Below are 25,295 nucleotides of genomic sequence, written 5' to 3'. Positions count from 1 at the left end.
TCTTTTCAAAACCTCAACGTAAACACCGTCTCTTCTTCCGGCTTAGACTGAACACTAATCGTACCGCGATGGACGCGCATGATCTGTCTGGAAAGCGCGAGACCAATACCCGAACCATCGCGTTTGGTCGTAAAAAACGGAATAAAAATGCGCTCCTGCACATCTTCCAAAATACCCGGCCCATTGTCTTGCACGCGGATAACAACCCGGCCTCGCCCATCGAGTTGTGCCGACAGGTCCATGCGGGCATTGGAACGACCAGCAAGCGCTTGCACGGCATTCCGCATCAAATTGATCAACACCTGTTCGATGAGATCGGGATCGGCGGTAAGTTCGAGCGTCCTGGGATCAATCCCCGTATGAAGAGCGATATTATTCTTATCGCACTCACCCTGCATCAGAAACACAACGCGGGCAAAAAGTTCGGAAATCTGAAAAATTTGAAAATCGGGACGCGATATGTGTGTAAGTTGGCGATACGCCTCGACAAAATGGAGCAGACCTTCGCTGCGCGACTGAATCGTTTCCAGAGCCGTGTGAACATCGGGCAGCGTATCGGGATCGAGCGATGAAGCGTGCGCAGAATCGGGCAAAAGATCGCGCACGGTGGAAGTGAGAGAAGAAATGGGCGTAATGGAATTCATGATCTCATGAGTTAGTACCCGAATCAGCTTTTGCCACGCCTCCATTTCCTGCTCTTCGAGTTCGCTCTGGATATTTTGAATAGACGCCAGAATAAAAGACTCGCCCCGCATCCGCAGTTCAGTAGCATAGACGATAATCTGGAGCAGTTCGTCCTCATCCTGAATTTTGACCAGCGTCTTGTCGCCTGATCGGAGCTTGAGCAGCGCCTCTGAAAACGCCTTGCTAACCGCCTCCAATTCGCGCACATCGCGCATATGGGGCTTGCGAAGCAAACGCTGCGCCGCTGTATTCATCAATTCAATACGACCTTCGGGCGTATAGCAAATCAGACCAATGCCCACATGCTGGACAACGGTCTGGAGATACTGAAAATTCTCTTCTCTCTCTGCGCGCGTCTTGCGAAAAGCCTCGAGCACCTCGTTAAACGCATCCTTGAGATTGTTGTACGCCGACCCCAACCCGGCACCCGTAAAAGATTGGGAAAAATCTTCATAGCGAATCGCCTGCAAAAAACGCGTGAGATCGCGCTGCGTGCGCTCCACATAGTGTATGAGTGCCCAGGTCTGATAGACCACACACGCACCAATAATAGCAAGCGTGGCGTAGTATTCACTAAAAAAAAGACAATAAAAGAAAAGACAGGTGGTAACGCACAAAAGAGCCACGCGCAAAATACATATCAGGCGAAAGTGTTTATAAACCATGCTTTTCGAGCCTGCGATAAAGCGCGCTACGTGTGAGACCGAGTTCACGCGCTGCGTGACTGATATTGCCGCGGTGCTTCTCAATCGCCTTGCGAATAACGGTTTTCTCCACGTATTCGAGATTGAAGTCGTCAAAATGAATATCGTCACCTGCGGCGGGTTCGGAAACACTGAGAGGAAAGTCCAGCGGTTGAAGAATGCCATTTTCGTTCATAATCACAGCCCGCTCAATCGCGTGCTGCAATTCGCGGATATTGCCCGGCCATGTGTAATTTTTGAGATGCTCAAGTGCTGCTGATTGAATGGCAATACCCGGTTTATTGTACTTCTGACCGTACGTCTCGAGAAACACCTCAACCAGCAGGGGAATATCGTCAAGGCGGTCGCGCAGAGGCGGCAGATGGAGTTCGACAGTATTGATGCGATACAGAAGATCTTGCCGAAAATCATTGCGGGCCACCATATCGTGAATCGGCATATTGGTCGCGCAGATCAGTCGCACATCAATATCAATGGGTAGGTTGGTACCCAGGCGAATAACCGTGCGGTTTTCAAGTGCCGTCAGCAGCTTTGCCTGGAGCGGCAATGAGAGATTGCCAATTTCATCCAAAAAAAGCGTGCCACCCGACGCGATTTCAAAACGCCCGGCGCGGTCTTCTCTCGCATCTGTAAAAGCACCTTTTTTGTGCCCAAAAAGCTCGCTTTCAAAAAGGCTTTCTGAAACAGCGCCGAGATCAACGCGGATAAACGCCTCTGACGCACGCCGAGATCGACGGTGCAGGGCGCGGGCAACAGCATCTTTCCCGGTTCCATTCTCGCCAAGGATCAGCACATTGGCGTCTGTAGCCCCCACTTTTTGAATCGTATCAAAGACCTCGCTCATGGCCCGCGATGTACCCACCATATCGGGAAATTGACCGTCGAGATCTGCCCGAAGCTGTTCTTGTTCGGCGCGCAACTGATTGACTTCGAGCCGCGACCGCCGCAACCGCACAGCAGAAGAAAGGGTCGCGAGCAACTTTTCATTTTGCCACGGCTTGAGCACAAAATCTGTCGCACCCTCTTTGATCGCTTGCACAGCCGTTTCAACGCCACCATAAGCCGTAATGAGAATCACCACCGCCGAAGAATCAATCTCCAGAATGCGACTCAGCCAGTGAAACCCCTCTTTGCCCGACGTCGCATCCTGTTCAAAATTCATATCGAGCAAAATCACATCATAAGTATCATTTTGCAGCAGACCGGGAATGCGGTTGGGATCGGCCTCGGTATCAACGCGTTCGGCATACTGCTTGAGCAAGAGTTGCGCCGCCACCAGAACATCGCGGTCATCGTCAACAATGAGAATTTTGTCGAAGGATTTCGATTCCATAACAGCCTCGACCGGGCGACCACAGGGGGTCGCCCCTACAAATAACACCACCGTAGGACGCCCCTGTGCCGTCCCGCTCGCTTCGCGCCCCCTTTTAATTCTCGAGCTTGAGAATCATAATCCACATCGGTTGTTCGCCCACATCATAAACTTTGAGCGGCGTGAGATCGCCCGTCTCCGTGTCAATCCGATACCCGGCCATCTTGTCTGACTGTTGACCCGCTGCAAAGAGGAAATTGCCTTCGGGATCGAGATTGAAAGGACGGGGAATAGGTTCCGTAGGCGTTTGTCCAAGTGACGTGAGAGAACCATCATCCTGCACAGCGAAGCCCGCGATGCTATTGTGCCCGCGATTGGAGATATACAGAAAATTACCCGAAGGATGAATGTGAATTTGGGCGCAGGTATTGCGCTCTGTAAACCCCTCTGGCAGTGTTGAAAGAGTTTGGCGAGGCGCAAGCGTTCCATTATCCGGGTTAAAATCATACACCGTAACACTGGACCCATTTTCATTCGCAACATAAACCACATCTAAAGTCGGGTGAAACTCGTAATGCCGAGGACCCTCCCCATAAACCGCATCGACTTTCACCACCTCATTAGGCGCCAACTCACCTGTGGTCTCATCAAAGGTAAATTGATAAATAGCATTGACCGGCATCGTATGCGGTACAAACAAAAAACGATTGGAGGGATCGGAAAAAAAACAATGCGCGTGTTCATCCGTGGGAATCCACTGGCGATGCGGCGCAAGCACAGCCCCATCTTTGTCAATCGCATTGATAGCGACCGCGCCCTCGCCGTAATACGCAGAAAAAAGATACCGTCCAGTTTTATCCGTACTGATATAACAAGAGCCGCCATCAAAAGGCGCAGTGGCAACATGCTCGAGCGCGCCCGTTCCGGGATCAATTTTGTAAGTAACTATCTCTTTGGACTGGCGCAAAGCCGCATAGAGATATTTTTGTCGCGGATCCGTGCAAAGCGGACCAATGCCGCCTTTGGCGGGAAGTTCTTCAACAAGTGTGAGGTCGCCGGTATCGGGGTCCATATCATAGCGCAAGAGCTTCTTGTCTTTAGATACAGCGACGTACATGTGATACTTCATACTGGAATCCTTTCTATTGGATTGTTGGGCAAACAAACTGCCCGTTAACATGACAAAGAGAACAAAAAAAATTGTTTTCATGGACACACCTCCAAAAGGTGAGACGTAAGATGGAAGAGAGCCTGCCCCGTAGTGCTTTTATACGGGGCCCACCCAACCAGTCCCCAGCCCCTGGTCCCTAAAATTGGTAGTTATTGTCACAATATAGCATTGGATTAGGCGAATAGAAAGTAGAAAGGGAGACACCATTTTGCAGGCTTGACTTTGCGGCAAGAGAAGCGTTTATTGCTCAGTTGATACACGTAAGAGGTGAGTCGTAAGAGGTGAGAGGACCGCCCTACCTCCTCTCACGTCTCACCTTTCACATCTCACCGCCTTTAAGGAGAAAATATGAGCAAAAAACCCAACATCCTCTTCTTTTTCACCGACGACCAGCGATTTGACACCATTCGCGCGCTGGGCAATACAGATGTGCAAACACCCGTACTGGATCGCCTCGTGGCAGAAGGCACGACATTTACACACGCGCACATACCCGGCGGAACATCGGGCGCAATATGCATGCCCAGCCGCGCCATGTTGCACACGGGACGCACACTCTTTCACCTCGACGGCGCGGGCCAGGGCATTCCCAACGACCACGTAATGCTGGGCGAACATCTGCAAGCCAACGGCTATCGCACCTGGGGCACGGGCAAATGGCACAATGGACCCGCTTCTTTTGCGCGCAGCTTTTCAGACGGCGCAGAGATCTTTTTCGGGGGCATGGACGACCACTGGAACGTGCCCGCATTTAATCATGACCCCACCGGCAAATACGACTCCGTACTCCTGCAGTGCCCAAATCCAAATCAATCAAACGCCTTAAAAATACGAAAAGGCGACCACGTAACCGCGGGCAAACACTCCAGCGAATTATTTGCCGAAGGTGCAATTGACTGGCTGGAAAAATACGACACCGACAACCCATTCTTTATGTACATCTCATTTATGGCTCCCCACGACCCGCGCACAATGCCGCAAAAATATCTGGACATGTACGACCCTGAAGATATCCCACTCCCCGAAAACTTTATGGGCGGACATCCATTTGACAATGGCGACCTGAAAGTGCGCGATGAAGTCCTCGAAGACTTTCCCCGCGACCCCTACAAAGTGCGGCAACACATTGCCGAATACTATGCCATGATCACCCACTTAGACGCGCAGATGGGGCGCGTAATCGACACAATAAGCGCGCGCGGAATGGCGGATAACACCATCGTCGTCTTTGCCGGGGACAATGGACTCGCCGTAGGGCAGCATGGGCTTTTCGGCAAACAGAATATGTACGAACACAGCGTGCGCGTACCCCTGATATTTTCCGGACCGGGCGTACCCGCAGGGCAAAAACGATCTGCCTATGTGTACTTACACGATATTTTCCCAACCCTGTGCGACTTAATCGGCACCACCACACCGAACTCGGTGGAAGGCACCAGTCTGGTATCCGCACTCAACAACGGCGATGAACAGGTGCGCGACACCCTGTTCTCTGCGTATCGCGAGTGGCAACGCATGGTAAAAGACAATCGATTTAAACTCATCGAATACGCCGTAAATGGACGCCGCACAACGCAACTATTCGACCTAAAAAACGACCCACTGGAGCTGCACAATCTCGCAGACGACAAAGCACACGCCAGCAAGGTAGCAGACCTGCGGGAAACCCTGTTCCAATGGCGCGACGACTGGGACGATGCGAAAAGCGAATGGGGAAAAACATTTTGGGAAGCGTTTTAAAAACAAACAGAAAGGAGACGGCCATGGATGCTTCATGTCTATCGCATAGCCTGACAGAAGAAGAGCGGTTGCAGTTTGAACGCGATGGATATTTAATTATCGAAAATGCACTCGACCCCGACCACGCCGCGCGCCTGTGCGCCGTGATCGATCGCATAGATGCCGAAATGCGTCCCAAACAAGGCATAGATAAACTCGGGCGCTTGAGCGTCAGAGACTTTATCGGCCTCGACTGGGAATTTGTCGAACTGGTAGATTGGCCCAGGACCATCGCAAAAGTGTGGGATATCTTGAGCTGGAACTTGCAAATCTACCACTCGCACCTCAACGTCACCCCCCCGGTATCAAACGGAACGGGTGGAAAAAATCTGCGCTGGCATCAAGACAGTGCCCTGCTCAATCAGGAATTAGAAACAGATCCCCGACCCCGCATCTCAATCAAAGTAGCATACTTTTTAACGGACTGCAGTGAAGATGGCCGGGGCAACTTTTACATTATACCGGGCAGCCATTTGATCAACGACTACGACTTTCCCAACGACGACCGCACATCCGAACCCAAAGATGCAATACCCGTGCTGGTCAAACCGGGAACAGCCGTATTTTTTGATCGCAGACTCTGGCACTCGGTAAGCGCAAATTACTGGACAGAAGCGCGTCGGGCACTCTTTTACGGATATAGCTATCGCTGGTTCCGTCCCCGCGATGACGTAACGATGGATCACTGGTGGGACCGATTGGATCCCATCCGCAAACAATTATTTGGCAACGCGCCAACCGGCGGATATGGATTCACCTCTCCCACTGACGAAGACGTACCCCTGCGCGGATGGCTATCTGAACACCTGGGCGAAGAAGCCATAGCATAGTATGAGGATCGGATTATGGAATGGGAACCCATTTTTCACGATTTCACATTCGGCGAACCCGAACGGGAAGAAATGGATCGCGAAGGACACATTGCCTTTCCGGGACTGCTGAAAGACGACGCACAGGAAAAATTGACAGAATCCCTATCCTATATTGAGTCACTCAGACCGCGGGCAGAAGAAGGCCATGAACCCAATCGGTTCGCCGCTGAATTTGACTGGTATCTCGAAAGCTTAATCGGCCATCCCCAAATGCTCAGACTGGCGCGAGATATTCTGGGCGAAAATATTCGGTATGATCACTGCGTCAGCCTGAACCGCCCCGGGGGCAACCGCGGAACACACTGGCACACACATGGGTATGGAGAAGAAGACCCCAGTCTGGGATTTGTTCGCATCTTCTTTTATGTCAACGGATTTGAACCCGACGACGGCGGATTAAAAGTCGTACCCGGCAGCCATCTATTCCGCGAAAAAATCGGGCGTATTGACTCAGACAAAGCATTACAAAAACAATGGCTCAGCGGAAAAACCCACCCGATAACGGGTGAACCCCTCCAGATACACGCGCCCTCTATGCCATCTGGAACCGTAATCGCCATGTGGACATTTGCCGCTCACGGCGTAAACCCGCGACAGCCGGGCAGTGATACACGGTGGTGCGTGGTATATGCCTATCGCAATCCCGGCCTGCCGTCAAATGCGCGATGGATATCTGAAGAATACGAAAAACGCCGCATTCGCGGCGCCGAGGGACTGTTGAGTCTCTATTAAACAGAAAGGAAAAACATGAACATCTTATTCCTGCGGCATTCAGCGGGATTTGAACACAGCTATTTGCCCGATGCAGAAGTGGCTCTGAAAGCAATCGGCAAAAAGAACGGATGGCGGGTCTTAACCACGCATCGGTTGGACCGCATTTCCGCTGAGAATTTGGAAAAATTTGACATCCTCGCATTTGCGACCACCGGGAACCTGCCCTTTACCGACGAACAAAAAACCGCGATCCTGAACTTTGTCCGCAACGGCAAATCATTTCTCGGCATACACAACGCAACCGACACCTGCTATGACTGGCCCGAATACGGCGAAATGCTCGGCGGATGGTTCAACGGCCATCCATGGCACCATGAAGTGGGGATCATCGTCGAAGACACCAACCACCCCGCAACAAAAATGCTGGGCGACTATTTTCGGGTAACAGATGAAATCTACACCTTTAAAAATTACGACCGCAACAAGACCCATGTCTTAATGCGGATCGACAACGAAACCGTAGATCTGGAAAAAGGCAACCGCGAAGATAACGACTACGCCATGGGCTGGTGCCACGAATACGGCAAAGGCCGCGTCATGTACACCGCCCTGGGACACCCCGATGCCCTGTGGCACGAAGACTGGTTCCACGCGCACATCACGGGATGTATCAAATGGGCTGCAAGATTGGAGAATTAAAATGCCAAAATTTGTATTCATGCCGCCGCAGGACGACCTCAGGCGCGCATTCGCCACCCGCCTGTCGGACGAACTCCCCGAATACGACATCCTATCGCCCGAAACCGACGAAGAAGCCATAGATGCAATACGCGACGCCGATGCCGCATTCGGCTGGATACCGCCCGATGCACTCGCCGCTGCCGAAAAACTCGCCTGGCTGCACAACCCGGACGCCGGACCCTTCTTCGGATACTACTACAAAGAACTGATCCAACACCCGCTAACCATCACAAATCCCCGCGGCATATACTTCGACCACATATCCCACCACATCCTCATGTTCCTGCTCGCATTGGCGCGCGGGCTACCCTGGTACATGGACGCACAGCGGCGCAGAATATGGGACAAAAACGCGCGCAAATCCCCGTACATAGACCTCGCTGACGCAACAGCCCTCATCAACGGCGTGGGCGGCATCGGACACGAGACAGCGCGCCTGTGCAACGAACTGGGAATGACCGTCATCGGCATCGAACCCCGGCCCGAATACGAACTGCCCTACGTCGAATTCCACACCCCGGACGAACTCGACACACTTCTGCCACTCGCGGACTTTGTGATCACAACCGTCCCACATACGCCCGAAACCGAAGGCATGTTCGACGCGCGACGCTTCACCCTGATGAAACCTTCGGCGTACTTCATCAACATCGGCCGCGGCAAAGTGTGCAAAATAGACGACCTCGCCAACGCCATCGAATCCGGCACAATAGCCGGTGCCGGACTGGACGTATTCGAACAAGAGCCACTGCCCTCCGACCACAAGCTGTGGGGCTTACCCAACGTACTGATGACCCCCCACATTGCCGTACGAGACGCCGGCAACATAAACGACCGACGCTACGAAATACTCATCGACAACGCCCGCCGCTTTCTCGCAGGCGAAGAACTGACCAATGTCGTGGATAAATCAAAGTGGTACTGACTACCCCAACCCCTTTCGATGCGTGCGCGCGCGGTACAAATACCCATCGATAGCCGTGACATAGAGCGACTGCAAATCTTCATCGCCAAAGGCGCAATTGGTCGGATTAATCGGAAAAGGATGTGCTTCGAGCACCTCTCCGTCGGGCGCAAAAACGTAAATCATCGGACCGGGACCACCATCCGGCCAACCCGCACTCGCGACAATATTGAGATCCTCATCCAGCCTCATACCGTCTATACCCCGATCGGCACCAAAATCGTGCAGCACTTCACAAGCGCCCAGCGACCCATCTTCCTCAATTGGATACGCGCGCAATTCCCGGGCAGTCTCGGGCAGATAATCGCTCTGCGCCACATACAGGGTCTTCATATCCGGCGTAACAATCAGACCATTGGGCTTTGTCGTATCAAAAGTCACCCGCACAGTCGCGTACGAACCATCGTCCTGGGGATCTGCCCGATACACCGACTCGTGACCGATATCCATACATGACTTATCATCGCCATATCTCGGATCTGTAAACCAGACCCGGCCCTTTGCATCGACCACGAGATCATTGGGACTGTTAAAACGGTTGCCCTCAAAATTGTCGGAAATCACCGTCGTCGAACCATCGCTTTCATACCGCGCAATGCGACGCCCGGGACCATCCACAAACCCGTCACCACTCGGATCAAAAGTACCCTCTGCGCCATAGACCCGACCCTCTGCATCAGTAGTCAGACCATTCGCCCGATTCGTACCCGTGCGCCACACATCGCAAACACCCGTCCTGTGATCGTAGCGCATCGCGCGATCCCCCGGCATATCTGTAAACAACAGCGCATCGCCCACCCACACCGGACCCTCGGTAAAACCAAACGGACCCGCCACCTGCTCAAAATTCCATTCCATAAAACGCTCCTTTGCTTCACATAAAATTACGCGATCTCGTCTCCAACATACGCGATTGCTCGCATGAAGGAAAGTGTGAAACGATGTACAACTGGTCGCAGTCCAGACCAGTTCACTGTGAGGTGGGAAGTGTGAAGTGAAAGGCTCTCGTCATCGCGGCATGATGTTGAGCCGCGATCCACATGGTTTTAACCGCTAAATCACAATATGAAGGGTGGCGCAATCTCGCATGATTCAGTAAATTAAACCCTTTAAGATGCATGCAATATCGAGCGCCTTGAGTAAGGACCTCCGTCATCGCGGCAGGGTTTTAGCCGCGATCCAGTAATTATAGATAAACAATGAAAATCGAAAAACCACCATACACAATCACGCCGGACATTCTCTTTCGCATTGAAGAAATCGGTGAAGCGATTGGTCGTGCGACAGGCATCGCGCAGGACTTGCGCCTACGACGCATCAATCGCATCCTCACGATTCGCGGATCCCTCGCCATTGAAGGCAATATCCTCAGCGAAGAACAGGTCTCCACAATACTCGACGGCAAGCCCGTTATCGCGCCACTCAGAGACATACAGGAAGCCCGCAACGCCATCAAAGCCTACGATCAATACCAGCAGTGGAACCCCGCCAACGAAGCCGACCTGTTGCGTGCTCACGAAGTCCTGATGATCGGACTATTGGATGCGCCCGGACAATATCGCCGCAGAGACATTGGCGTGATGGGCGGCGGCGAAGTCCACCACATCGGCCCGCCCCCCATGCGCGTGCCACAACTCATGGCAAACTTGCTGGCATGGCTGGGCAGCACCGATGAGCACCCGCTAATCGCCAGTTCGGTCTTCCACTACGAATTTGAATTCATTCACCCCTTTGAAGATGGCAACGGACGGATGGGACGGCTCTGGCAAACCCTGATACTGACCCGCTGGAAACCCCTGTTCGCCCACATCCCCGTAGAAAGTCTGGTCCATGCTCGACAAAGCGACTACTACAAAGCCATCAGACAGAGTTCGTCAGAAGGCGAAAGCACGCCATTCATTACATTCATGCTGGAGATTATTCTGGATGCACTCCAGGGAACCGACCAAGTAACCGATCAAGTAACCGACCAAGTAGCGCGGCTACTCGCCGCCTTGCGGACAGGTCCAAAAACCACCGCTGAACTCATGGCAGAACTGGGCCTATCGCATCGGCCCACATTCCGCAACAACTACATTCGCCCGGCACTATCCGCAGGACTCGTGGAAATGACACGCCCCGAATCGCCCACCGCGAGAAACCAAAAATATCGCCTCACCGCACGCGGAAGGGAGATGCAACAATCTGAATAAATCACTTACAAACCGAAAGCACTATGACCTTAAGCGCAGAAGAACAAAAATACCATGAAAGGCTGAAGGAAGAACTTCAGCAAGAAGGAAAGGCATCGAATCTCGAACATCTCGCGGCTGCATTGCTTAGCCGCCTACTTGATGTGCCATTTCCTGTCGCCGAATCCGGCTATCAACATGGCGGGGATGCCGGAACAGCAGGACATCAAGGACGAAAGCTTCGCCTCGAATGCAAGAAGTATAGTGACACCCGTTCTCTGGGCAGACGCGAATTGCTTGGTGAGATTGATCAAGCACTTGAACGAGACCAAGCACTTGAAGCCTGGATATTGGTTGCAACACGCCCCGTTCGAGAGGCCCTACAGCATTCGCTTGTGAAGAAAGGCGAAAGCATCGGAGTTCCCATTATAATTATCGATTGGTCAAATCACGGGATAGCACAACTTGCAGCATTATGCGCTTTTGCTCCTGATTTGGTTGAAAAGGAGTTTTCAAAAGAGGCTGGTGAGGTAGCTCGCGCCCTTCACCCCATATCAAAGCAAGCTATTGAAAGGTTGCAACGCGACTTGCAATATTGGTGTCTGGGGTACGATGCTTTACGCGCGCTATCTCACGAAGGTCTCGACAAGATTTGGAACTCGCCCAGAGAGTCGAACGCTAAACTTGGACAAGACGCCGCCGGGGGTGCTCAGGAGAAGAAGGTCAAACGTAGCACCGTGCATGAAGCACTGAATACATGGTGGTATGGTCCAGCGCATAATGGCGCACCGGTTGCCGTCGTAGGCTTGGAAGGCATCGGTAAAACGTGGGCAACGCTCGATTGGTTGATAGACAAAAGGGATGAACAACCAATTGTTCTGGTAATACCATCCTCTGCGGTAGTCGCTGGGCACGTCTCTGAAACCAGTGTGAAGCAAATCCTGGCAGATCGTCTTTACGAAATGAGCAAAGGGATACGGGACAGGGACCATTGGCTTCGCCGTCTCGAAAATCTACTGAAGCGTCCGACCAATGAGGGGCCTGTCCTGACAGTCTTCTTCGATGGCCTGATTCAAGAGTCATCCACTCCCTGGCTGCACATTCTAAAGATTCTTCAGGGTGAAACTTTTAAGGAACGAGTGAGGATAATCACTACCACCCGCTCTCATCATTATAAAAACAAACTGTCGGAGCTTCGCGGTCTCACTGTTTCATCCGAGCGGGTTGATGTAGGTCCCTATGATACGGCACCGGGAAGTGAACTTGACCAGATGCTTGCATTTGAAAATCTCACGCAGGCCCACCTGCATGACGATGTAATTGAATTGGCTCGTAATCCCCGTCTCTTCAAGCTCGTAGTACGTTTCCGAAAAAAGCTGGTCAAGGTGGGTCAAGTAACTGTTCATCGCCTGCTATGGGAGTACGGACGCGACTATTTCGGAGTACGTGCTGGCAGGTCGTTCAGTGAGGACGAATGGAGGGAATGGCTGAAGAAAATCGCACAGCAACATCGGAACGGTATCAAGAAATATTCAGAAAAATCGCTCGGTAAAACTGTGGCTCGTCCCGACCTTGAGAAAAAGGAGGTCTATGCAAGGCTTAGCGACATTATTGATGGTCCGTTCACTACCGCTGACTCATCAAGCAATGTGCAACTTACTCCCGCAGTCGTAGCACATGCCCTCGGTGCTGCACTTCTGAATGACCTCAATCAAGAAGTCTCGCCAACTTTTGAAACTCTAAATGCCAGGCTGGCAGAATGGTTTGACCCCATTTCGGGTCTTGATGAAAGAGCGGAAATCCTGCGTGCGGCAGTATCAATCTTAGTGGAGCAGGGACGTGCAGCAGAGTCACTCATTCCTGGAGTGCTCGTCACGGCGTGGTTGCAAAGCCAGAATGTTTCCGATGAACACCGGCAAGAACTCGCGGACCTCGCTCCAAATTTCCCCGATGCGCTACTTGATGCGATTGAGCATTCAGACAGTTACGTTTATGATTCTGCCCGATTTTGGGCTGTGAACGCGCTACGCAATATTCCCAAAAAGGACACTACAGCTTTTACCAAAATTATCCAGCGATCTCTGCGTTGGATGAGTATTGTATCCCGTGATGTCGATACACAACCAAATGCCAATAAAGAGCGCGACAAGCGACGCTCAGATCGACTGAAAAACTTGATTGGTATCGACTCTTCGCAACGCATTAAAGTCTGCGGTGTTGAACTTGATTTGGTTGATCACGATACCGGTTTTGGCGCCTGGCAAACTACTGTGCCTTCAATTATTGAAGTTTTTCCACTGTCTAAAGCCCTGCCAATTTTCGAGATAGCAGCCATCGCCTTAGCAGTCAGGGGCCAAAGCGAGAGTTGGGATGGCCTGAAGTGGATTTGCCTGCTTAACGAAGTTGATCCCGACGACACAGTGAAGGCTTTGCGGAACTTGTCTGAAGAAATCCTTTTCCGACCCGTGGAACCGGGCATACACCCGGATCTCCCGAAGAGCGTCGCTTCACTTCTGCTCAGACTCACCGGACACAATGCTGACGAAGACAAAGCAGTGGATATTGATCCTGACCTGGACCGCCTGTTCTCTTACGAGAAAGACTATCTACAAAAGCCTGGCCAAAGCTGGTTTCCGTTGGAACGACGCCACGCGGAAATTGTTCTTGCTGATACAGAATTGTCTTTGACCTATCGCGTGCAACGGACCAAAGAGTTATGGCTTGACCCGAACTTCAAGCCTCCAGATACTTTTATAGCCGAACTTCGTAAGACAGCGGAGCACATAGATGTCGAAAAGCTGGACAGGGTTATGGGTCTCACCAGCGAGGATCACGACTTTGAAGTCCTCGAACCAGTACTGGCGCGTTGTGCGCCTGATCTGCTGGCGGATTTGATTCGTCGCAAGATGCGGAATCTATCCACCTGTCCGCCAGAATTTCGACAGTCGAGAGCCATTCTTGCGACCAATCACCTTATTCTGGCGGACGAGGCCGAAATAGAAGCGGTGCGAAATTTGCGCTTGATCAGCGAAAGTGATAACGAGAATACTGATGCCCATGTCACAGAGAGACTTTTGTTGATGGAGTTTCAAAGCCTGGATGCACAGTCTCAATTTGATCTATTGCTTCAATCAGACTTGGAAGATTTTTCGCTCGACTTCTGTAAAGTTTTGCGTCGCCCGTCACGGGAGGATATTGACGCATTAATTACCCGTTACGCTACCTGTTCGTCCTCTAAACAACGTGTTTTGCTTATCTTGCTATCGAGTTCCCCAGTCGAACTCACAGATAATGCTTGGTCATGGGTCGAGAGTTTTGTGAAAAAGCAAGAAGGAGATTTTCGTAGATGGGCCTTTGAGATTCTGGCCTGTGCAAATCCGGTACGATTCGGTCGGACTCTTGTGGATGAGGGTTGGTCCTGGAGTCCGGGTGAGAACATTTATGTAAATCACTATGGAACGAGTGCCCTTATCGAAGCCACGTCAGATATCCCTTTTGACGAACTTGCACCACGACTGGCACCATGGCAATTGTTAAACGCCATTCGCAGACGTGGCACTATTCCCACTGAAGTTCGGTTGGCAGCTAAAAAACTCGGTCCGGGATCCTTTACTGAAAACATCAGAATTGACTCAGAAGATTTCAAACCGGTCTTTAAGCATGCAATGGATATAGTGGAACAACAGCTTGAGAGCTATTTCGAGATGATGGAGGTTTCTCATTACGGTCTTGCAGCCGAAAATTTCTTTTTGGTACTTTGCGAGGCTTTGCTTACTTATGCACCTGAGAAAGGGACGCGTTTGTGGCATAAGTTGCGTTCGGCTCTGAGAATGCGATACATTGGTGAAGTAGATGTGGAACGTCTTATGCACATGGCCTTTAAGGGGCCGGATTCGCCAGAAATAATGAGACTCCGAGAAGAATTAGTTGGATTAGAATACTGTTATAACGACCAGAAGCTTTTTGAACTCGCAATCACTGCGTCGTATAATGGGAAATCCGATTGGCTTGACACTATAATAAAAAAAGACCGAGCGTCAGCACTCGTTTGGCATCTCCGCCGAGCGGAAGTGCTGTCAGGTTTTTCTGCGAACAATTCACTACCTGTAGCTGGAGCCTGGCCAGATAGTGAGATCAGGACAACCCACGCAAATTTTACTATGAGATCAGCACGCCATAGATGGATTGAAGCATGCGCTCACCACTGGTGGCGAGCTTTTCTCAACGCTTGCGATCCCGCCGAGGCTTACGCAGCTTGGGTACTGTTTTTGCACTCTGCTGATCGTCGCGCCTGGGTGTGGATATATCAAGACTTGAAGACCGCTGATGATTCGACAGATTTTTTTCAGCGCAAGATAAACCATTTTCAACTTAACAAGTCAAACTTGAAGACAGCCATGAAGAACCGAGAGGGAAATATTGGTGACAAACTGGACCAGCACTTTTTATGCCGCAAGACTGTGCGGAGTACAGGTCCCTGGTTCGGACGATGAGATGCGTCCACCAGCCTACTTGAAAAAGAATACGGGCATTATATCGAATGGAAAAGTGCCCGATGATGAGCGAGGATTTCCAATCTTTGGTTGATTGACCGTTTATGTAACGAGACTTACACGAAAGAGCAAACAGCAGTGACTTCAAACTTCTCACTCCACGACCTGACCGCTCTCGGCGAAGGTTTTACCACAGAGTTCAAGCGTTCCATGTCCTCTAACCTGGGCTGTGAGATCTGTGCCTTTGCGAACGCGACTGGCGGCATCATTCTGATCGGCGTAACAGACCATGGCGAAATCGTTGGTATTGCGAACCACAACAAGCTGAAGTCGCAAGTCCAGTCCATCGCGCGATCAGCGGATCCGCCGATAGCAGTGGAAACGGAGTCTGTCAATGACGTACTCTGCATCACAATACCAGAGCAACATGGCAAGCCCTACTCCTTTGGCGGCAAATATTACATCCGCGAAGGCGCGAGTTCGCAACAAATGTCACGCGACGAAATCCGCGAATTCTTTTTTAAGGAAGGACTCATTCGATTCGACAAAACACCATGCCATAACTTCAAAATAGATAAAGACCTGACGCCAGAAGCCTGGGCGCGGTTCGCCAAGCGGGCGCATATTCCCGACGGAATGGACCCAATCGTGGCATTGGAAAACCTGCACTTGCTTGAAAATGGGATCATGACCCATGCGGGCGCGTGGCTATTAGCGGAAGATATCACACGCTACACATTGACAGCGGGCGTGACTTGCGCGGTTCTTCGCGGCACGACCAATACGCATATCATCGACCTCAAGAACTTCACGGGCGATATATGTTCCATCTACGACGACTGTATAGCCTACATGCAGGCGAAATTGAACACAGCCCTCATCCCCCACGCTCGCGGACGAGATGAACGACTTGAACTACCAGAGGATGCACTCCGCGAGGCAATGGTCAACGCCATCGCGCATCGAGACTATCGCTCTAACGCTAAGGTGCAGGTACACATATTTCATGATCGACTGGAAATCGTCACACCGGGCGGGTTGCCAGCGGGAATGCGAGAGAAAGATTTGGGGATCAGAAGCGTACCACGAAATCCCCTTCTATTCGGAATGTTCCACCGCATGGGAATGGTAGAGCAGATCGGCAGCGGCATCCGGCGCATCCGACAGGAGTGCCGTGACTACGGGGTAGAAGAACCCGTGATTGAGGTCTCGGATAATTGGGTAGTCACAACATTCAAACGGCAGGTTGAACATGGCGGACAGATAACTCCGCATGTCACCGAACAAGTGCCCTACAGATACCCGACAATTCCAGAGCAAATCAAGGCTAAGCCAGAGTCACAGCCAGAGTCACAGCCAGAGTCACAGCCAGAGTCACAGCCAGAGTCACGACAAGGAAGTCTTGAGCAGAGAGTTTTGTCACTTCTTATCCAGGCTCCCCTGTCGAAATCGTCCGTCTCAACCGGCCTGGGTCAAAAAACCGTGTCAGGACAGCTCAACAAAGTGATTCGCGCATTGAGAAAAGACGGATTGATCAAATACACGATTCCAGAAAAACCGGGAAGTCGGTTGCAGAAGTACCAAATTACGGAAAATGGCAGAAACAGATTGGCTGAATTGACAAATTGATGCATTTGTCAACGGAGAGTGTTGACCTATTCAGTAAGCGTATATGTCATCGTTAGAATGCTCAATAAATACGCTTTCACGACCTTCGGATGTGTATTCAGCTATGAAGGCATTAGGAATTGACGAGACCATTAACAATGCCACTGCGCCAATTGCGGAGGTGATCGGTCAGTTTGTCTTTTTTAAAATTTCCGTGGCTGACGCGGAGTTGCCATTGGTGGTGTTGTGGCTTGTCGCTGGCGCAGTATTTTTTACTTTTTACACCGGCTTCATTGGTATCCGCGGCTTCAAGCATGCCCTCCAACTGGTGCGCGGCGACTACACCGACCCCAACAGCAAAGGCGAAGTCTCCCACCTGCAGGCACTGGCCACAGCAGTGGCGGGAACTGTCGGCATCGGCAACATCGGTGGCGTCGCAGTAGCGGTAACCGTTGGCGGACCAGGGGCGACATTTTGGCTGATTGTAGCGGGCTTTTTGGGCATGTCCACAAAGTTCATTGAATGCACGCTGGGCGTCAAATACCGCAATGAAAACCCGGACCATTCGGTTTCGGGCGGTCCGATGTACTACCTCAGAAAAGGATTTTCAGCCCGCGGCATGGACAGCTTTGGCAAACTGATCGGCGGCTTTTACGCAATGGGGATTGCAATAGGCGCACTGGGCATAGGCAACATGTTCCAATCCAATCAGGCGTATGTGCAACTCAACCACATGACCGGCGGAATGCTGGACGGACTGGGCTGGCTGGTCGGTATTATTTTAGGCGCAGTGGTCTTTGCCGTGATTATCGGAGGGATTAAATCTATCGCCAGGGTTACAGAAAAAGTCGTCCCTTCTATGGCGGTCCTTTACTGCTTTTTTTCTCTTATCACAATTCTGCTCAACGCATCGGCACTGCCCGTCGCCATCGGCAACATCTTTGGGGGCGCATTCACCGGCGAAGGTGTCGCTGGCGGCGTATTGGGAACGATGATTATCGGCTTCCAACGCGCGGTGTTCTCCAATGAAGCCGGCATTGGATCGGCCGCTATTGCCCATTCGTCGGTCAAGACAAACGAGCCCATCACAGAAGGGATTGTGTCGTTGTTGGAGCCTTTTATTGATACCATCGTCATCTGCACCATCACCGCTCTGGTCATTGCCACAACGCAGGTTATCGCACCCGATTTTGCTGGCGACGCAACGGGCGTGGCCATGACGTCTGTGGCCTTTGAGCGACAATTTTCGTGGTTTCCCATTCCGCTGGCTTTTGCCGCTGTGCTATTCGCCTTTTCCACGATGATTTCCTGGTCCTATTATGGATTAAAAGGTTGGACCTATTTGTTTGGTGAAAGCGCACACAGGCAAAACGCGTACAAAATCATTTTTTGCCTCTGTGTTGTTTTGGGATGCATGGTGCAATTGGGGCCCCTGCTGGATATTTCCGATGCGCTGGTGTTTTTGATTTGTGTGCCGAATATTTTGGGGCTGTATTTCCTGGCACCCATCGTCAAGCATGAAATGGATTCATATTTTGCACGCCTGAAAAGCGGAAAAATTAAAAAATTTATGTGAGGAATTGAAGACCCTTTGGGACGCATTGAGTACGGGATATTTTCATGATGCTGATAGCCTAGTGTGCAGGCATATCGCAAAAGTGATGCGTGCTTCAACGGAGAATTGCGAAAAATGGATACTCAGCAAAATATGCTGTTCGACGACTCCAGCGAGAGCCAGATATCATTCGGAATTGATGACGGAAGTGGCCTTCGTGTGGTCAGCGCGAAATTCAACTCAGAAAAGAAATTTGACTGGGACGTATTCGATGGATTCGACAGCCTGCGGGTATTGACCTATTCAGTAAGCGTGGATGCCATCCTTAGAATGCTCGATAAATACGCTTTCACGACCTTCGAATGCGTATTCGGCTATGAAGGCATCATCCGCGACATGAAAGACATTCTCGCGTTTCAGAAAACAGTGGTCGGCGATACTCGCGCCGCAATCATGAACCTCAAAGACGAACGGCACATACAAATTCTCGAAAAAGTACATTCGGGACAAGCCCACTTCAGAGTCTTGAGAAAGTCCATAGCCCACGCAAAACTCTACCTGCTATCCAATTCGGATGGCGGAAAGCGAGTAATAATCGGATCTGCCAACCTCTCGGAACGAGCATTTTCCGGCGACCAACCAGAGACACTGGTCATGTTCGATAATGATGAGAAAGCCTGGGAACACTACAACAATATGTTCAACACCATCCGGGACTCCGCATCAGACGAAATCGAGATACCCGATGAGAAAATAACGCGATCAGAAATAGAAATTCAGGAAACCCCATCTATAAACAATGGACCGGCCACCCTTATAATTGAGCCACCTGCCCCCGATGAAGTCGAAACCTCCTTTCCGGTTCAGGTAGAGCGCGTAGAGAAGGTACTTGCCTCTCTTGGTCCTGCGCTATCATCGGTCATGCCTCCCATACGCAATGGGAAGCAACGCATCACCCAGAACATCAAACGCCAGATAAATCGCGTGGTCCTCGTCAAGTCAGCCGAAGAAGTCGATACGCGCAACTTCCATATCGACAGAACCACGCGCCAGGCCACCCTATCGGATGATGTATTCCCGCTGGAATGGGATAGCGATTCGGTAAAAACAGATGCGCGTCTGCTCCTGGAATACTTCGAGAACTACGCCGCCTTTGAGGGAGATGTAAAACGGCTGCAACGGGATTACTTCACCTTGATGGCGTGGCTGTATTTCTCCCCCTTCATGTGCGACATGCGGTCACTTGCCCTGGTGCAAGACAGCGATGTGGTCCGCTTTCCTTCCTTTGGCATCGTCTTTGGCAAATCCAACTGCGGCAAAACCAGCCTGATTGATACGCTTATGACATCCATGTTCAGTTGCACCAACACAGTGGAAAAACGGAGTTTCACCACATCCCGACTTCGCGGATTGCAAGCGTCGTACAAACGCTTTCCCGTTGTGTTTGATGATATAGGACAACGCGCCTTCAACCAGTACGGCAAGGACATGATCAAAGAGGAACTACAGCCCCCAGTTTCCGAATATCCGTGCTTCATACTCGCAATGAATGCCGAACCCCAATCATTTCCCGACGAAATCGTTAAACGCAGCCTGATGATATACACCACGACTGCACTGCCCTCTCACGAAGAGGAAACCCGGCAGCGTTTGCAAGGCGATGTACAGAAGATACGTAACAGTCTGACGGGACATCTCTATAAACGATACCTCGTAGAAATTATGGATCGCATGGCCCCCGGTCATCTCCCGGACGATTGGCTGGCAATTTCATCTCAGGTTATAAGCGACATCATATCTGAAGGAACAGGCAAAACACCGCCCCAATGGTGCCGCAAAATAACCTGGCAAAATTATGCGGAAAAGCGATACGACAGAGTTAAAGCAGCCCTCGAAAGTCTATTGCGTCCAGCATCTTATGTAAAAAAAGAAGGCGATGCGTCCAAAGGATGGACGATTGACGGAGAGAAAGTCATCGTCTGGGAACCACGCGATGCCTTTGGCAGACGTGCGTTCAACTGGGAAGATGTTCCCTCTACCTTAATTGACCAGGACGCCAGCCACGGCGACACGACGATTTTGAATAAAACCAGCTTGCAGAAATTCATAGGCCACTCTCTCTACCCGCCTGGCAAACTGAATAAAATAAAGAGTTTGCTCAGTTATCGTCCCTGACATCACAGAGAACAGCAAATGAAAAAAGAAAAACATCAAATCCCTGTGTCCAAACTGGACGATCCCGACATGCAAGCGGCACCTGCCGCGCTTATACGAGCCGCTAAACGCGCACACCTGATCGCGCACCAGACCGGTACCAAAGTTGTGGTCAGGCGCGATGGCAAAGTCGTGGAAATTGATCCAGACCCTGAGATGTACAACGATATTTGAGATAGAGTATATCTTGTCCGTATAGATGATCAAAGGTGGCACAATTTCGCTTGATTCGCTACATTTAGCGTATGAGGAAAGGACAAAAACCATGAAATTGATTGAGAAAGAAATCGTCATTGCCAAAGACGGCAAACTTCCTACAGACTTTCGCGAGGCATTTGGTCGAAAGGCTCGTGTTGCTGTTTACCTACAGGAAGACGAACAAAGAAAAACAGAAGGTGCAGATGTCCTATCGGATCTTGATGGCAAAATTCAAGCGTTTCGAGACATTGATGACCCGGTGGCGTTTCAACGAAAGCTTCGGGCTGAATGGGATCGGGGTTGGGAGAAATGAACTCTGAACATTTTGTGATAGATACCAACATTTTTGCGCTTCAATGATCTTCTGGCAGAATTGTTGCCTCGAGGAAAAAGGAGGATATATGAAAACTCAACAATTGAAAGTCTGGAGATGGACATCAACGGGATTTCGAACAGCAGATGGTGCTTCGGTTATCGCAGAAGGACAGACGACAACTTATGCGACATCGGCAGGATGGCGTTTTGAAAACCGATCTGAAATGATTGCAGCAATAAAAGAAGGATTGCCAGTAGCGACATTTGACGTATTAAAAAATGCTATGGGCATTTCTGAACAAGCTCTGGCTACTGTAACTAAAATTGCGGTACATACACTGACACATCGAAAAAAAGAAGGACGGTTGCATATCGATGAATCGGAACGCCTACTGCGTATTGGTCTGCTATATGATCGGGCTGTCGAGGTTCTGGGAGGACAGGAAGTTGCTCGTCAATGGTTTGTAACGCCATTAACTGCTCTTGGCAGCGTTTCTCCACTGGATTATGCAGATACCGAACCAGGTGCTCGAGAAGTTGAAGACCTTCTGGGACGCATTGAGTACGGGGTATTTTCATAATGCTGACAGCCTGGCGAATTGTGCAGGTGTAGGCGTATTGCGTATGTTGATAGAGAATCGGAACTGACGCATGTCTGACGAATACCCAATAGTTATAGTAGAACCAGAATGGGTTATTAACCCTGAGGAAATGGGGGGTAAAACGAAGTTCTGGTATAGTAAGCCTGATGATAATACAAACTGGCTATTCAAGCACCCTCGACCAAACACAGGAGAACACTGGGCAGAGAAGATAGCCGCCGAGGTTGCCTCTGTGATAGGGATTACACACGCGAAGGTAGAATTGGCGGAGTTTCAAGGTGAGCGCGGTTCGGTGACAGAATCGTTTGCTCTTGGGGGTCGGGAGTTGTTCCACGGTAATGAGTTGTTGGAAATAACGATAGAGGATTACGATCCAACGGCGAGATTCCACCATTCGCATCATACACTGAAGAATATTTGGCTGGCACTGGAGCGTATCTTCGAGCAACCCGAAGCTACCGAAAATGCTAAACTCCTATTCGCGGAGTATTTAGTACTGGATGCTATAATTGGTAACACAGACCGTCATCACGAGAACTGGGGCATACTTCGGCGGCGGGCAGGTGATGAAGGGAAGGGTTTCATAGCACCGTCTTATGACCACGCATCATCGCTGGGCCGGGAACTTCGGGATGAACGCCGCGACAGGCTGATGGTCGAGAATCGCGTAGGAGACTATGCGGAAAGAGGACGCGGTGCAATTTACTGGTCAGAAGACGAGCGACATGGCTCCAGTCCGCTGGAGTTAGTACGACGTGCGGCCCCCACCTATCCAGACCTTTTTCAACCGGCAATTTTGAAACTGGAGAAATTCGACAAGGATTCTTTGTCTAAAATTGTGAATCGCGTACCCACTGATTGGATGACGTCCTCAGCCCGCACATTCGCGATTGCGCTGATGAACTATAATTGTGAACAACTGAGGAGACTTATCTGATATGAGCACAAAAACTTTATTCCTGGCGTGGCAGGACAAAGTGCGGAGCCATCAATGGTTCCCGATTGGTCGGCTGGATGCAGATGTCGAGCTTCCGGAGTATCGCTTTCGCTATACGGGCGGGGCTGTGCGAGCACAGCAAGAGTTGAAATATCCGCCCCTTCCAAGCTTTCCTCAACTGCATAGAGATTACCGATCCTCAGCACTATTTTACCTGTTCCAGAACCGGGTTATGAAACCGAACAGACCGGACTTCGCCGATCATGTTCAGCGACTTGACCTACCTGAAAGTGCCGATCCATTCGAGATGCTATCGGTAAGCGGTGGCTATCGGGTAACCGACGATTACGAGGTCTTTCCAAAACTGGTCAAAGCCAAAGATGGAAGTTTTGTCTGTCGATTTTTCCTGCACGGATGGCGACACACAAGCCTCCCCGCGCAAGAACGACTGAATGCGCTGAAGCCGGGAGAAGAACTTTATGTAACACTGGAACTGACCAATCCAGTGAGTGGTCTGGCCGTGCAACTCCAGACAACGGACTACCACATGATTGGCTGGACCCCGCGTTATCTCGTTTCCGAGATGGCGAGGGCAATGACCGAATCGCCCGGTGAGTACACGGCGCATGTGGTGAGGGTCAATCCCCCACCTTCTCCGATGACACAGCGCGTTTTGGTTGAAATGTGCGGTCGTTGGGATGGATATGAACCGATGGAGAGTGAGGATTTTCAACCTTTGGTTGGGGATTGATCGTTTATTACAAGTATTGATTTTACTGGATTACTGGCGTTAACGACAGGCAAAAACTTCTGGATCGCGGCTCAAAACCATGTCGCGATGACGGGTCCTATCACTTCACACTTCCTACTTCTCACTTCACCATGCCCAAAACCACCAACCGAAAAACCATCATCTCGTGGATGATGTATGACTTTGCAAACTCCTCCTTTGCCAACAACGTCACCACATTTATCTACGCGGCGTTCTTTACCAAAGTCATCGCTGAAAATGAGATCATAGGCACGGCTTTATGGTCTCGCGGCGTCGGCATCATCATGCTCGTCGTCGCACTGCTATCGCCACCCCTCGGCGCGCTATCTGACCAGGGCGGATATCGCAAACGCTTTTTAATATTCTTCACATTTCTCGCCGTCATCTTCACCGCACTGCTCTATTTCCCGCAAAAAGGGCAAGCTACCTATGCATTAACCCTCTACATCATCGCCTGTATCTGCTTTGAAATGGGCATCGTATTTTACAACGCCTTCTTGCCCGACATTGCCCCGTCCGAACGCATCGGGCGCATATCGGGACAAGCTTGGGGCGTGGGATATTTTGGGGGCCTGCTCTCAATGGCCGTCCTCATGGTCGGTTTTGTATCCGCAGAAACCCCGTGGTTTGGCCTCACCAAAGAAACCCATGCACACATCCGGGCGACAAACATCGGTGTTGCAATCTGGTTTGCCATCTTCAGCCTCCCAGCCCTCTTCTATTTACCCGCTCCCCCTGCGCGACAAACTGGCGACAAACTCAGTTTGGCTGCATCCTACCAGCGCATCCTGCAAACCTTCCGCGAACTCCAGCGCTACCGGGAAATCTTCAAACTACTGCTCGCGCGCCTCGTCTATAACGACGGCCTCATCACCGTCTTTGCTTTCGGCGGCATTTATGCGGCAGGCACATTTGGATTCACATTTGAAGAAGTCCTCTTCTTCGGCATCATCGTCAACATCGCAGCCGGCATCGGCGCATGGTGTTTTGGGTACCTGGACGACCGCCTGGGCGGCAAACTCACCATCCAGATCACCCTCGTCGGATTCGTCATCGCGGCGATCATCGCCGTCGTACCTCAAGAAAAAATCTGGTTCTGGATCGCGGGCCTCCTCGTCGGCCTATTTGCCGGTCCCAACCAATCGGCCAGCCGGTCTCTCATGGGACGATTTGTCCCCCAAAACAAAGAAACCGAATTTTACGGCTTCTACGCCTTCTCGGGAAAAGCCACGGCATTTCTCGGCCCCCTCCTCATGGGCGTCATCACACAAGCCTCTGGATCCCAGCGCTACGGCATGGCAACCGTGGGCCTGTTCTTCATCTTGGGCGGTCTCCTGTTGCGCAGCGTTGACGAACAAAAGGGCATCCGCATGGCGCGTGAAAAAACGTCATCAGAAACAGACGCCTGACGCTGGATCACCCTACCCGAAATACTTCAAAATAGAAATTCCCCTTGACAATTTTTTGTCATATTGTCATATTTTAATAT

The 25,295-nt window shown here is 51.0% G+C and carries 20 protein-coding genes; 16 read left to right on the top strand and 4 right to left on the bottom strand.

Annotation, left to right across the window (positions count from 1 at the left end):
* Nucleotides 1-5 precede the first annotated feature (5 nt).
* The 3 genes from F4Y39_13740 to F4Y39_13730 all read right to left on the bottom strand — a co-directional run bounded on the left by F4Y39_13740 (nucleotide 6) and on the right by F4Y39_13730 (nucleotide 3,910).
* Nucleotides 6-1,349 carry an ATP-binding protein gene (locus tag F4Y39_13740; protein MYC14787.1) on the bottom strand — a complete coding sequence of 448 codons (1,344 nt, stop codon included), beginning with the start codon at nucleotides 1,347-1,349 and terminating at the stop codon, nucleotides 6-8.
* Nucleotides 1,339-2,721, bottom strand: a complete 1,383-nt coding sequence (locus tag F4Y39_13735) for a sigma-54-dependent Fis family transcriptional regulator (GenBank protein MYC14786.1) — start codon at nucleotides 2,719-2,721, stop codon at nucleotides 1,339-1,341. Before F4Y39_13735 ends, F4Y39_13740 begins: the two co-directional genes overlap by 11 nt.
* Nucleotides 2,722-2,815: 94 nt before the next feature.
* Entirely contained in the window at nucleotides 2,816-3,910 is a 1,095-nt protein-coding gene (locus tag F4Y39_13730) for a lactonase family protein (protein ID MYC14785.1), read from the bottom strand.
* Nucleotides 3,911-4,219: 309 nt separating this feature from the next.
* On the opposite strand from F4Y39_13730, the gene F4Y39_13725 reads away from it, so the two are divergent.
* The 5 genes from F4Y39_13725 to F4Y39_13705 are packed head-to-tail and all read left to right on the top strand — an operon-like array spanning nucleotide 4,220 to nucleotide 8,902.
* Nucleotides 4,220-5,611, top strand: coding sequence for a sulfatase-like hydrolase/transferase (locus F4Y39_13725; GenBank protein MYC14784.1), 1,392 nt, complete (start codon nucleotides 4,220-4,222; stop codon nucleotides 5,609-5,611).
* Nucleotides 5,612-5,634: 23 nt separating this feature from the next.
* Nucleotides 5,635-6,480: a phytanoyl-CoA dioxygenase family protein gene (locus tag F4Y39_13720; GenBank protein ID MYC14783.1), complete on the top strand. Its 846-nt coding sequence runs from the start codon at nucleotides 5,635-5,637 to the stop codon at nucleotides 6,478-6,480.
* 15 nt (nucleotides 6,481-6,495) lie between these two features.
* Nucleotides 6,496-7,254, top strand: coding sequence for a hypothetical protein (locus F4Y39_13715; GenBank protein ID MYC14782.1), 759 nt, complete (start codon nucleotides 6,496-6,498; stop codon nucleotides 7,252-7,254).
* A 15-nt stretch (nucleotides 7,255-7,269) separates the two neighbouring features.
* On the top strand, nucleotides 7,270-7,935 hold the full coding sequence (locus F4Y39_13710; GenBank protein ID MYC14781.1) for a ThuA domain-containing protein: 666 nt from the start codon (nucleotides 7,270-7,272) through the stop codon (nucleotides 7,933-7,935).
* Between the two features lies 1 nt (nucleotide 7,936).
* Nucleotides 7,937-8,902 (top strand): D-2-hydroxyacid dehydrogenase, encoded by a 966-nt coding sequence (locus tag F4Y39_13705; protein ID MYC14780.1) that lies wholly within the window; start codon nucleotides 7,937-7,939, stop codon nucleotides 8,900-8,902.
* On the opposite strand, the gene F4Y39_13700 is transcribed toward F4Y39_13705, so the two are convergent.
* Entirely contained in the window at nucleotides 8,903-9,799 is an 897-nt protein-coding gene (locus tag F4Y39_13700; protein ID MYC14779.1) for an SMP-30/gluconolactonase/LRE family protein, read from the bottom strand. It abuts the gene before it with no gap.
* Between the two features lie 341 nt (nucleotides 9,800-10,140).
* Between F4Y39_13700 and F4Y39_13695 the strand changes: the two genes are divergently transcribed.
* From F4Y39_13695 to F4Y39_13645, 11 genes are all read left to right on the top strand, one after another.
* Nucleotides 10,141-11,133, top strand: a complete 993-nt coding sequence (locus F4Y39_13695) for a Fic family protein (GenBank protein ID MYC14778.1) — start codon at nucleotides 10,141-10,143, stop codon at nucleotides 11,131-11,133.
* A 23-nt stretch (nucleotides 11,134-11,156) separates the two neighbouring features.
* Nucleotides 11,157-15,605: a hypothetical protein gene (locus F4Y39_13690; GenBank protein ID MYC14777.1), complete on the top strand. Its 4,449-nt coding sequence runs from the start codon at nucleotides 11,157-11,159 to the stop codon at nucleotides 15,603-15,605.
* Between the two features lie 138 nt (nucleotides 15,606-15,743).
* The gene (locus F4Y39_13685; GenBank protein MYC14776.1) at nucleotides 15,744-17,234 is read left to right on the top strand and encodes a hypothetical protein; all 1,491 of its coding nucleotides are present in this window, start codon (nucleotides 15,744-15,746) and stop codon (nucleotides 17,232-17,234) included.
* Nucleotides 17,235-17,337: 103 nt separating this feature from the next.
* Nucleotides 17,338-18,789, top strand: a complete 1,452-nt coding sequence (locus F4Y39_13680) for an alanine:cation symporter family protein (protein ID MYC14775.1) — start codon at nucleotides 17,338-17,340, stop codon at nucleotides 18,787-18,789.
* A 114-nt stretch (nucleotides 18,790-18,903) separates the two neighbouring features.
* Entirely contained in the window at nucleotides 18,904-20,943 is a 2,040-nt protein-coding gene (locus F4Y39_13675; GenBank protein MYC14774.1) for an NgoFVII family restriction endonuclease, read from the top strand.
* A gap of 18 nt (nucleotides 20,944-20,961) precedes the next feature.
* Complete coding sequence (locus F4Y39_13670; GenBank protein MYC14773.1) at nucleotides 20,962-21,156, top strand: hypothetical protein; 195 nt, start codon at nucleotides 20,962-20,964, stop codon at nucleotides 21,154-21,156.
* A 91-nt stretch (nucleotides 21,157-21,247) separates the two neighbouring features.
* Nucleotides 21,248-21,493, top strand: a complete 246-nt coding sequence (locus tag F4Y39_13665) for a hypothetical protein (GenBank protein ID MYC14772.1) — start codon at nucleotides 21,248-21,250, stop codon at nucleotides 21,491-21,493.
* 43 nt (nucleotides 21,494-21,536) lie between these two features.
* Nucleotides 21,537-22,076 (top strand): DUF2384 domain-containing protein, encoded by a 540-nt coding sequence (locus F4Y39_13660; GenBank protein MYC14771.1) that lies wholly within the window; start codon nucleotides 21,537-21,539, stop codon nucleotides 22,074-22,076.
* A gap of 70 nt (nucleotides 22,077-22,146) precedes the next feature.
* Complete coding sequence (locus F4Y39_13655; GenBank protein MYC14770.1) at nucleotides 22,147-23,034, top strand: hypothetical protein; 888 nt, start codon at nucleotides 22,147-22,149, stop codon at nucleotides 23,032-23,034.
* Nucleotide 23,035: 1 nt separating this feature from the next.
* Nucleotides 23,036-23,785: a DNA-binding protein gene (locus F4Y39_13650; GenBank protein MYC14769.1), complete on the top strand. Its 750-nt coding sequence runs from the start codon at nucleotides 23,036-23,038 to the stop codon at nucleotides 23,783-23,785.
* Nucleotides 23,786-23,916: 131 nt separating this feature from the next.
* Entirely contained in the window at nucleotides 23,917-25,215 is a 1,299-nt protein-coding gene (locus F4Y39_13645; GenBank protein MYC14768.1) for an MFS transporter, read from the top strand.
* Nucleotides 25,216-25,295 lie beyond the last annotated feature (80 nt).

Source organism: Gemmatimonadota bacterium (assembly GCA_009838845.1).
Taxonomy (GTDB): Bacteria; Latescibacterota; UBA2968; order UBA2968; family UBA2968; genus VXRD01.
This window is presented reverse-complemented; position numbering and strand designations above follow the sequence as displayed.